Raw genomic sequence first — 9,543 nt, 5'->3', positions numbered from 1 at the left:
TTTTTATACAAATTGTAATTTATAAGAATCGCAGTTTTGACGGTCGTTATGAATAAGAAGAGCTTCTCACCTGTGATATTTACATATCAAGAGTTACTCGATCTACTTTTTTGCTTAAATACAGATATTTAACACCTGCCGCCCTAGTATTAACTATAAATAACGAACTGCCATTATTTTTTCGTCAATTCTTTCCTGAATATGTCCGCCAATTTATCTCAGGTTTTGAACCCCTCTCGTGATGGCATAGACCATCCACTCAACAGACGACATGACCTCAGCCCTCAGAGGCATACTCTTACCCGTTCCCTCTGACGCTGCGCAGGCTCTACGGCCCCTTCAGTAAGCTCATGATCGCGCTGTCTCTTGGGCCGCCAACCTAGCTTGTCGGGCAAAATATCCCTCGACTCGTCCTTGCAATGAAGAAAGGTAATAGAGGGAGAGATGCCCATACCCTCGGAGAGCATTCAACAATGCCCCCCCTAATGGCCTGATGAAAAATCTGAGAACTATGCTGAGCGGCGCATGATTCTTGCGCATTGCGTATCCCATGCCGCATCCATAGCCTCTTGCACGCGCATTATCGAGTGAATCTGACTTGTCTGGATGCATCACCCGTAAACGTGTGTCGAAAAATCCTTTGAAGCCCGCATGGAGCAGGCGCAGCCCCAGATCCTGTCCTTCAGCAGCGACAAAACGGCATCCCGGCCCCATATTTACATCAAGGCCACCAACCTGTTCATAAGCACTACGACGTATGAACAGGTTGAACTCAATAAGGCCGATCCAGATATTGCGCTCGTTCAAGAAAGCGTCGTGAGTCAGCCACCGCCCCATATTTGATGAGGCACCCTCAAGATTAAGAATGGGCCCTGTCACAAAATCCAGCTTAGGATTTTGCTCGAAATTCCACAATACACGTTCCAGCGTGTCGCGCCGGTAAAGGCAGTCATCATCGGGGAAGGCGATAATGTCTCCAGAAGCCGCATCGGCGCCTACGCGACAGGCGTACCGACATTTCTTTATGTCAATTCGGATATGTTGTATCGGGAACAGCGACGAAAACTGATCGACAACGGAATCATAGATATCCAGTCCGCTTTGATCGACGATAATGACCTCAAGATCCCGGACTGGCTGATCAGCAAGAGCTTTCAGAAAAGCTCTTACATCCTCAGGTCTGTTCAATGTCGGTATTACCAGAGAAAAACGCATATGAATTCCATTGCCTGTCCTCGATCAAAGATCGAGGATTCTTTCGGGTTTCAATTTGCCACGCAGCACATCCCGCCAGGCAATCCAGTTGCCTTTCATGCGTCCCTTACGGTCAACCCATGCTTCCGGACGAAAACTCTTCACGCCGTTGATCAGTGTATGTCGTCCGGCACTTTTAAAGGCCCGCTTCCACTGATAGGAGCCCTTGAAAGCCAGATAAAAAGGATTGGCGATCTGTGAATAGCCGAGCCTGACACCTGAGGTCTTGCCACTTTTGCTTCCGAGGTGAACGCCCTGCGCGGCTTCAGCCCTCACAATGCGACCATAGGGAAGCAGGCGCCGAGAGAAATCGATATCTTCGTACCAAGCATAAAGGGGAAGCCGCTCATCAAAACGAGCCCCTATGTGGCGCACAACATCCATCCGAAATGCCATATTGCACCCGTAGGTATTGAAGACATCCACTACGGCGCCTGGGGAAACGGGATGCTCCCGCTTGATACGCTCCAGCGCATAATGCACCGTCAGGCCCGGACCGACAGCACCGTCATCAAGAACCTTTCCCGTTATGCCCGCTATTGTTGGGTCATTCTGAAAGACCTCGAGCATGTTGCGGATATAATCGGGATGAGGAAAGAAATCGTCGTCAAGAAAAAGAACGACGTCCGCATCATCATCGACATGGTCAAGAATGACATTGCGTTGCGCGGGAAGTCCGCGTTCACCCTGCAACAGAACGAGATCAATGCCCGGCACGATGGACGCATCCACGCCATCGATGTCTGATGATTTTCTGTAGCACACCACAATGCGGGAAGGCTTCAGACTCTGCCGACCAAGCTCCTCGATCAGAGCTTTCAGGATCGGCGCGCGCCCTGATGTAGCCAAACCCACAACAACCTTAGGATGAGAGGAAATAACGGACATTCTCTCGGACAACTCCATCTGCCTTATTACTCGGTTTCTTCTAAGGCAGTTCGCCTTTGATGACACCGATATATGTCATTTTCGAGGAAGAACGACGCCTTCGAGTTCCAGAAGCCAGATTTTATCTTCCAGACCACCATCACCCGAATAGCCACCCAAATTGCCACCAGCTCCCACGACCCGGTGACATGGAATGAGGATCGGGATCGGATTGGCGCCCATAGCCTGCCCCACAGAACGGGGCGAGCCCCCAACTTTTTCCGATATCTGCTTATAAGTCAGTGTCTCTCCGGGCGGGATGGCGCTCACAACAGCCCATACTTTTTTCTGATAGGCCGTGCCATGTGGCTTCAAAGGCAACGGAAACTGCTTCTGGGGTGAATCAAACCAGGAATCCAGCCAGTCACGCGCCTGACACAGGAGCGGCGTTTCCGTCTGATCACGTCCCCACCCCCAATCGAGCGATATGATCGCACCGTCTTCTTCTGTCAGTGTCAAAGGGCCGATTGGAGAATGAAGAGATAATTGCGGCATGGAAAGCCATCCTAAAGAAAGAACAACGCGACGGGCGAAGACGCGCAAGACATGCTATCTCCTTCTCCGCCGCTGAACCTGCCCCGTCAACTTCCCTCCCTGTCCGAGCTTTCTCACCATGCCCACTCCTGCCCACATCCAGCACCACGATCTTCCTCCCATTTTTGCACTGGCGACAGGCGCAGGCAGGGCCGCCATCGCCATCATGCGTGTAAGTGGCGCGGACAGTGAGACGATTCTACGCACGCTTGTGGGCACTCCCCCTCCTCCACGTCGCGCCTCCCTGCGCCAGATCTGGCGATCCGCAGGGCAAAAAGATGATCATCTCGACGATGCCGTCGTCATCTGGAATCCCGCCCCCCACAGCTACACAGGAGAAGATAGTTTCGAACTTCATCTCCATGCAGGCCCGGCAATTATTGCGGCTGTTGCCGATGCGCTCGTGGCTACGGGCGCCCGTCCCGCTGAAGCGGGAGAATTTACACGCCGCGCTTTCATGCATGGACGCGTCGATCTGACTGAAGCCGAAGGCATTGCTGACCTCATTGAAGCTGAAACGGACACCCAGCGCAGACAGGCTCTTGCTCAGGCCGACGGCGCTCTCAGCGTGCTTTACAAAGGATGGGCAGATCGTTTGCGGAGCGTTCTGGCGCAACAGGAAGCATTGATCGATTTTCCGGACGAGGACCTTCCTACCGAAGTGGAAGATGCGCTTCTTGCAGAAATTAAGGCTTTGCAAAACGAAATCAGCCACCATCTCGTGGATGGAGAACGCGGCGAACGCATTCGGCGCGGCCTTGTCTTTACCATCGTCGGGCCGCCCAATGCTGGAAAATCGAGTCTCCTCAATCATCTTGCTGAACGCGACGCGGCAATCGTGTCTCCCATTGCCGGCACCACCCGCGACGCGATTGAAATCACCACAACCATGGCTGGCATAAAAGTCACATTGGTTGATACGGCTGGCTTACGCGAAACGGTCGATCCCATTGAGGCCGAAGGTGTGCGCCGCGCGATGTTTCACGTGGAACATGCAGACTGCGTGGTGCAGATGTTCGCCGCCGATACGCCGCCGCCAAAACCAATCCCGAACGCCATCGTCGTGTGCAACAAAACAGACCTCGCGCCCCAACCATCAGGAGACATTCCCCCCGATGCTCTCGCCATCAGCCTGCAAACCGGAGAGGGTCTTTCCGTCCTAAAAAAAAGACTTGAAGCGGAAGCCATCAAACTGACACAAGGAAGCGGACCACCGCCGCTTACGCAGGCACGACATCGGGCCGCAGCCGAAACCGCACAGCAATGCCTCGCAGCCGCTCTATCGACTTCATGGCCAGAAATACGCGGTGAAGAATTGCGGCAGGCGCTGCGAGCGCTGGGCCGACTCACTGGCGAAATCGGTGTTGAAGATATACTTGATACCATCTTCGGGCAGTTCTGCATCGGGAAATAAGAGGGCATCATCATGGGAACGGGCTTCGATGTCATCGTCGTAGGGGGCGGACATGCTGGCTGCGAGGCAGCGGCCGCAGCCGCACGCAGTGGGGCCAGAACACTCCTGCTGACACACAGGCTCGACACTATTGGCACCATGTCCTGCAATCCGGCCATCGGCGGCATTGGTAAAGGGCACCTTGTGCGCGAAATCGACGCGCTTGATGGCCTGATGGGGCGTGCTGCCGACACGGCAGGAATTCATTTCAAGCTCCTAAACCGTTCGAAAGGCCCCGCCGTCCACGGACCGCGTGCGCAGGCGGATCGGGGACTTTACCGAAGCGCGATCGACAGCCTGCTTCGCAACACTCCTAACCTAACGATCGTGGCGGCGGCTGTCGGCGACATTACCCTTGCATCCGACCACACCGTTTCAGGTGTAATCTGTGAAGATGGCAGAACCTATTCGGCCCCTTCGGTCGTCCTCACAACAGGAACATTTCTGCGTGGCGTCATTCATTTTGGTCATGACACCGAACCGGCAGGACGTGTGGGAGACAGGCCAGCAAATGCCCTTGGACTTCGTCTGGAAGCCCTGGGCCTTCCTTTGGGACGCCTCAAAACGGGCACCCCTGCCCGCCTTGACCGTGCCAGTATTGACTGGGAATCCCTGCCGGAAGATCTAGGGGATGCGGAGCCGGAACCCTTCTCACGTCTGACAGATCGCATTACGAACCCGCAGGTGAGCTGTCGCATCACAGCCACCAATGACAAAACTCACGATATCATCAGGGAACATATTCACCTTTCGGCAGTCTACGGGGGAGCCATTGCAGGACGCGGCCCACGCTACTGCCCCTCCATTGAAGACAAAGTGGTGCGGTTTGCGGATCGCATGTCACATCAGGTCTTTCTCGAACCCGAAGCTCTCCCCGACAATCCGGGCGGCGATCTTGTCTACCCCAACGGCATCTCCACCAGCCTGCCTCTTTTCGTGCAGGAGCAGATGATCCACACGATGCCGGGGCTGGAGCATGCGCGCATCGTTCAGCCCGGTTACGCTGTCGAATATGATTACGTCGATCCACGCGCGCTCTCCCATACTCTGGAATTGCGCGCCATTCCCGGCCTTTATCTCGCCGGGCAGATCAACGGCACGACTGGTTATGAAGAAGCGGGAGCCCAGGGTCTGCTTGCCGGCATCAACGCCGCGCGTCGCGCCAGCGGCAACGATCCCGTGACGATCAGCCGCAGTCAGGCCTATCTTGGCGTAATGATCGATGATCTCGTCACACAAGGCGTTTCTGAGCCGTATCGGATGTTCACCTCGCGTGCCGAATATCGACTGACCTTACGTGCGGACAACGCCGATGTGCGGTTGACGCCGTTGGGGATCGCATGGGGATGTGTTGGCTCGGAACGAAAGGCTCTGTTCGAAAGCACCAAAGCCGCCTTGGATGCCAACATCGAACGCGCACGGAGCGAGCAATGGCTTCCTTCTGATATTCTGGCGGCTGGCGGGTCCGTATCACAGGACGGTCGTCGTCGCTCCCTGTTTGAGATTCTTGCCTCAGGCGTTGATCCCGCCATTGCAGGCCGCCTTGCGCCATGGTTTGCAAATCTTCCTGCACGTATAAAGCAACATGTCGAAACCGAAGCACGTTACAGCGGCTATCTGGTGCGGCAGGAAAAGGAGATCAAGCAGCTTCACGCCGAAGCCGCCGTCACTATTCCGCGCCAATTCGATTTTACGCGGGTTGGCGGTCTCAGCACGGAAATGCGGGAACGACTGGAACAGGCCCGCCCGGAAAACTTTGCGGCTGCACAACGCATTCCCGGCATGACCCCGTCCGCTCTAGTTGCGCTTCTCGCCCATCTCCGGCAAGCAGCATAAATGTCAGTCGCCTCCCCATCACTGCCCATCGTTTCACGTGAAACGCAGGAACGGCTCACTCTATTCGCGGAACTGCTGACCAAGTGGACATCGAAAATCAATCTGATTTCTGCTGGCGATGTGCCGCACTTATGGGAGCGCCACATTGAGGACAGCCTGCAACTTGTTCCCCTTGTGGAGCGTGGCGTCAGCATAACCGACCTCGGATCTGGCGGTGGCTTTCCGGGCATCATTCTCGCAATCGCAGCCGATGCGCGGGTCACGCTTGTCGAGTCCGACAAAAGAAAATGCGCCTTTCTGCGTGAAGTCAGCCGTGCCACCGGGTGCCGGACGCAGGTCATCAACGAGCGAATCGAAAACGTTGACATTCCTCCCGCTCCGGTCGTGACGGCGCGCGCGCTGGCCAATCTCTCCCGGCTTCTGTCATGGACTGAGAAACTCATCGCAGCAGATGGGTATGCGCTCTTTCTCAAGGGGCAACAGGCCGTCAATGAGTTGACCGACGCCGAGCGCGACTGGCACATGACAGTCACTTCCATTCCCAGCCGCACTCCGGGCGGTTCCATTCTGAAAATAAGCGATATCAGGCGTGTCTGAACCCACAAAGAATACAGGGCAGAAAAAATCGACTCCGCGCCCTTCTCAAAAGTCGGGCCGTCCCATCATTCTTGCCGTTGCCAACCAAAAAGGTGGCGTTGGCAAGACGACAACCGCCATCAATCTGGCTGCCGCTCTTGCCCAGAAAGGCCGCAAGGTCGTGCTTGTCGATCTTGATCCACAGGGCAATGCCTCCACGGGTCTCGGCGTGGAATACAATGCCCGCAAGCAGGGTTCCTATACGCTGCTGATGCATGAAGCCGATGCTCCGCAACTGATCCAGCCGACGGAAATCGATAATCTCGGCGTCATTTCGGCCAGCACGGAACTGGTCGGCGCGGAAATTGAACTGATCACCGAAGATGAAAGAGAACAGCGCCTCAAGACGGCTCTCGCCGCACTGGATGGAATGGCGGACTATATCCTCGTGGATTGCCCGCCAAGCCTTGGCCTGCTCACGCTCAATGCCCTGGTAGCGGCCGATGGCGTGATCGCTCCTCTACAGTGCGAATTTTTTGCGCTGGAAGGGATCAGTCACCTGACCCGCACAATCGAAAAAGTGCGCAAGCAGTTCAATCCGGGCCTTCAGACCGCTGGCATCGTTCTGACAATGTTTGACCGGCGCAACAACCTTTCCGAACTGGTAGCGGCAGACGCCCGCAGCTTCTTTGGTGAAGCCGTCATGGAAACGGTTATCCCGCGCAATATCCGCATTTCGGAAGCCCAGAGTCATGGTACGCCGGTCATGACCTATGACCCGCGTTCGAGTGGCGCCGCCTCCTACATTGCTCTTGCCCAGGAACTGCGGAAACGCCTGACCGCCATGAACCTTCAGGGAGCCCGTCCGTGAGCACGAAAAAAACGTCTGGCCGCCCTCGTCTTGGTCGGGGACTGGCTGCACTTCTGGGCGATCAGCCTGTTGAGGCACCTCCCTCCTCGCAGCCCGAGACGAAAGACAACACCCCTTCTCCGCAAGTTTCTGGTGGTGGTGTTTCCTCGCTTCCCATTGAGGCACTGGAGCCGAGTCCTTTCCAGCCTCGTCAGAATTTCGCGCCTGAAGCCCTTGAAGAACTCGCGGAATCCATTCGTACACGCGGAATCCTGCAACCTCTTCTGGCGCGACCTCACCCAGAAAAAGCGGGGGTCTACCAGATTATCGGTGGCGAGCGTCGCTGGCGCGCGGCCCAAAAAGCTGGCATTCACGAAGTGCCTGTCCTTGTCCGTGCGCTCGACGATGCCGATGCGATGGCAGCAGCCCTTGTCGAAAACCTGCAACGCACGGACCTCAATCCCATGGAAGAGGCTGAAGGCTTCAGCCGTCTGATTGAGGATTACCGTCTGACGCAGGATGAACTGGCCCGCGCTATCGGCAAGTCCCGTCCTCATATAACGAACACTTTACGTCTCCTGCGTCTGCCCGCTCCTTTACGCGAGGACGTTGTCGGCGGCCGTCTCTCGGCTGGCCACGCGCGCGCGCTTCTTTCGCACCCCGACCCTGTCGCCGCTGCGAAAGAGGTGATTGCCCGTGATCTTTCCGTTCGTCAGACGGAAGCGCTGGCCCAGAAAGCCATCAAGGATTCGGATCGCTCGCATGCCCCCAAGCCTGTAAAGGAGCGTCGGGACCCGGAAATATCCATGCTGGAGAAAGACCTCTCAACGAAACTGGGGCTTCAGGTGCAAATCCAGTTCGATGGAAAAGGCGGCTCGATACGGTTTGCCTACCGCACACTTGATCAACTGGACGAGCTTCTCGCGCTCCTCAATAAATAATTTTCGATTCATCTCTTGCGTGGATACGCACCCGCTGATAAAAGGCCGCCTATTCCGGCATCGCCAGAATATATAAATCCTGGGCGCATAGCTCAGTTGGTAGAGCAGCTGACTCTTAATCAGCGGGTCCAAGGTTCGAGCCCTTGTGCGCCCACCAGGATTTTTCTCACAGACATAGCCAAGCAAGCAGCAGGAAATGATCTGCGATCTTTCTGCCTGCACCCCCTCTCGTGAGCGCGTCTGAGCGTTCTCCTGAAACCTTTCCTTACAACAGGCGTTTCCTCTAGCGACGACGGTTCAGAACCTCCATTCGAACAAGAAGAACTATCGAATGGAATTCAGGATCTGACCGTACCAATACAAGAGGTTATTATGTCTGCATCTCGATACATTGCGCTTGCAGTAACCTGCGGTCTGACCATTGGCTCATTCGGAGCCGCCCACGCCCAGACCGCTGCCCAGCAATTGCCTGCTGGAACGACTCTGTCCGCTCCGCCGCCGGGAAGCATCCCCGTCACCGATCCTGCGCATCCGGCTTCCGCACCCACGCAGGGCGCACAGGTCATCAAAGACGTAACGGGAGCCACCACCAGCGCGACGCCGGGTAGCCTTGGTGAAAACGGCCTGCCGTCCATCGACAACGCGACACCGGGCAATGTGGCGGGCCTGCTGTCCTATTGCGTGCACAAGAACTACACCAGCGGCACGACACCCCGTAGCGTGGCGCGCAAGCTGGCCAAACGTGCTGATGTAAAGACGGATCAGAATTATTCGCTCGGTGGACAGGGGCTTCTGGCGAATGGCACGACCACGCCGTTCGATATCTCCACGCTCGACAAGTCCAAGCGCGTAAAGCTGTGCAGCGATCTGACCAAGAAAGGCCAGAGCCTCCAGTAAGGCGCTACTCCCTCTCTCAACAGGAAAGGCCGGATCATTCCGGCCTTTTTTATTGCCCTAGGCAGAGAGGACGCATGCCGTCGTAATCGACGGAATTCCCTTCTCCAAAATCATCCCGGCCACCCTCCACAAACTGTATCCTTTCTCCCTATTGTCCGACCACGAGCGATCGCGCACACTCGGCAGCATGAACGTGCCTCGAGACCCCACCCGGTCCCCTCAATCCTCATCCCCCTCCGAGACAACATCCCCGGCGCGCGCCGCCCCCGCGCACG

General features: G+C 56.1%; 9 protein-coding genes and 1 tRNA gene. 7 read left to right on the top strand and 3 right to left on the bottom strand.

Translation table 11 applies throughout. The annotated features are described in order from the left end of the window. Positions 1–348: 348 nt before the first annotated feature. The 3 genes from ABF824_RS14340 to ABF824_RS14330 form a co-directional block, all read right to left on the bottom strand. Positions 349–1,215 (bottom strand): glycosyltransferase family 2 protein, encoded by an 867-nt coding sequence (locus ABF824_RS14340; protein WP_415489684.1) that lies wholly within the window; start codon positions 1,213–1,215, stop codon positions 349–351. Between the two features lie 24 nt (positions 1,216–1,239). Then, complete coding sequence (locus tag ABF824_RS14335) at positions 1,240–2,142, bottom strand: glycosyltransferase family 2 protein (RefSeq protein ID WP_415489683.1); 903 nt, start codon at positions 2,140–2,142, stop codon at positions 1,240–1,242. 75 nt (positions 2,143–2,217) lie between these two features. Next, positions 2,218–2,676 carry a methylated-DNA--[protein]-cysteine S-methyltransferase gene (locus ABF824_RS14330; protein WP_415489682.1) on the bottom strand — a complete coding sequence of 153 codons (459 nt, stop codon included), beginning with the start codon at positions 2,674–2,676 and terminating at the stop codon, positions 2,218–2,220. Between the two features lie 118 nt (positions 2,677–2,794). On the opposite strand from ABF824_RS14330, the gene mnmE reads away from it, so the two are divergent. From mnmE to ABF824_RS14295, 7 genes are all read left to right on the top strand, one after another. Continuing rightward, positions 2,795–4,129: a tRNA uridine-5-carboxymethylaminomethyl(34) synthesis GTPase MnmE gene (mnmE, locus tag ABF824_RS14325; protein ID WP_415489681.1), complete on the top strand. Its 1,335-nt coding sequence runs from the start codon at positions 2,795–2,797 to the stop codon at positions 4,127–4,129. 12 nt (positions 4,130–4,141) lie between these two features. After that, entirely contained in the window at positions 4,142–6,004 is a 1,863-nt protein-coding gene (gene mnmG / locus ABF824_RS14320) for a tRNA uridine-5-carboxymethylaminomethyl(34) synthesis enzyme MnmG (protein WP_415489680.1), read from the top strand. Next, a complete protein-coding gene (gene rsmG, locus ABF824_RS14315; protein ID WP_415489679.1) occupies positions 6,005–6,601 on the top strand; it encodes a 16S rRNA (guanine(527)-N(7))-methyltransferase RsmG in 597 nt (198 codons plus the stop codon). Next, positions 6,594–7,451 carry a ParA family protein gene (locus ABF824_RS14310; RefSeq protein WP_415489678.1) on the top strand — a complete coding sequence of 286 codons (858 nt, stop codon included), beginning with the start codon at positions 6,594–6,596 and terminating at the stop codon, positions 7,449–7,451. The genes rsmG and ABF824_RS14310 overlap by 8 nt, the downstream gene beginning before the upstream one ends. Continuing rightward, positions 7,448–8,371, top strand: coding sequence for a ParB/RepB/Spo0J family partition protein (locus ABF824_RS14305; protein WP_415489677.1), 924 nt, complete (start codon positions 7,448–7,450; stop codon positions 8,369–8,371). Before ABF824_RS14310 ends, ABF824_RS14305 begins: the two co-directional genes overlap by 4 nt. A gap of 81 nt (positions 8,372–8,452) precedes the next feature. Further along, positions 8,453–8,528 (top strand) — tRNA-Lys (locus ABF824_RS14300). Between the two features lie 215 nt (positions 8,529–8,743). Further along, positions 8,744–9,268, top strand: a complete 525-nt coding sequence (locus ABF824_RS14295; protein WP_415489676.1) for a DUF2501 domain-containing protein — start codon at positions 8,744–8,746, stop codon at positions 9,266–9,268. Positions 9,269–9,543 lie beyond the last annotated feature (275 nt).

Source organism: Acetobacter sp. (assembly GCF_047721705.1).
In the GTDB taxonomy this organism is placed as follows: Bacteria; Pseudomonadota; Alphaproteobacteria; order Acetobacterales; family Acetobacteraceae; genus Acetobacter.
Note: the sequence above shows the minus strand (reverse complement) of the source record. Positions and strands in the feature narration are given on the sequence as shown.

Excerpts from the sequence above, each read along its gene's own strand:
- ABF824_RS14295 (WP_415489676.1), top strand. The coding sequence starts at position 8,744 with ATGTCTGCATCTCGATACATTGCGCTTGCAGTAACCTGCGGTCTGACC.
- ABF824_RS14330 (WP_415489682.1), bottom strand. The coding sequence starts at position 2,676 with ATGCCGCAATTATCTCTTCATTCTCCAATCGGCCCTTTGACACTGACA.
- mnmE (WP_415489681.1), top strand. The coding sequence starts at position 2,795 with ATGCCCACTCCTGCCCACATCCAGCACCACGATCTTCCTCCCATTTTT.
- rsmG (WP_415489679.1), top strand. The coding sequence starts at position 6,005 with ATGTCAGTCGCCTCCCCATCACTGCCCATCGTTTCACGTGAAACGCAG.
- ABF824_RS14340 (WP_415489684.1), bottom strand. The coding sequence starts at position 1,215 with ATGCGTTTTTCTCTGGTAATACCGACATTGAACAGACCTGAGGATGTA.
- mnmG (WP_415489680.1), top strand. The coding sequence starts at position 4,142 with ATGGGAACGGGCTTCGATGTCATCGTCGTAGGGGGCGGACATGCTGGC.
- ABF824_RS14335 (WP_415489683.1), bottom strand. The coding sequence starts at position 2,142 with ATGTCCGTTATTTCCTCTCATCCTAAGGTTGTTGTGGGTTTGGCTACA.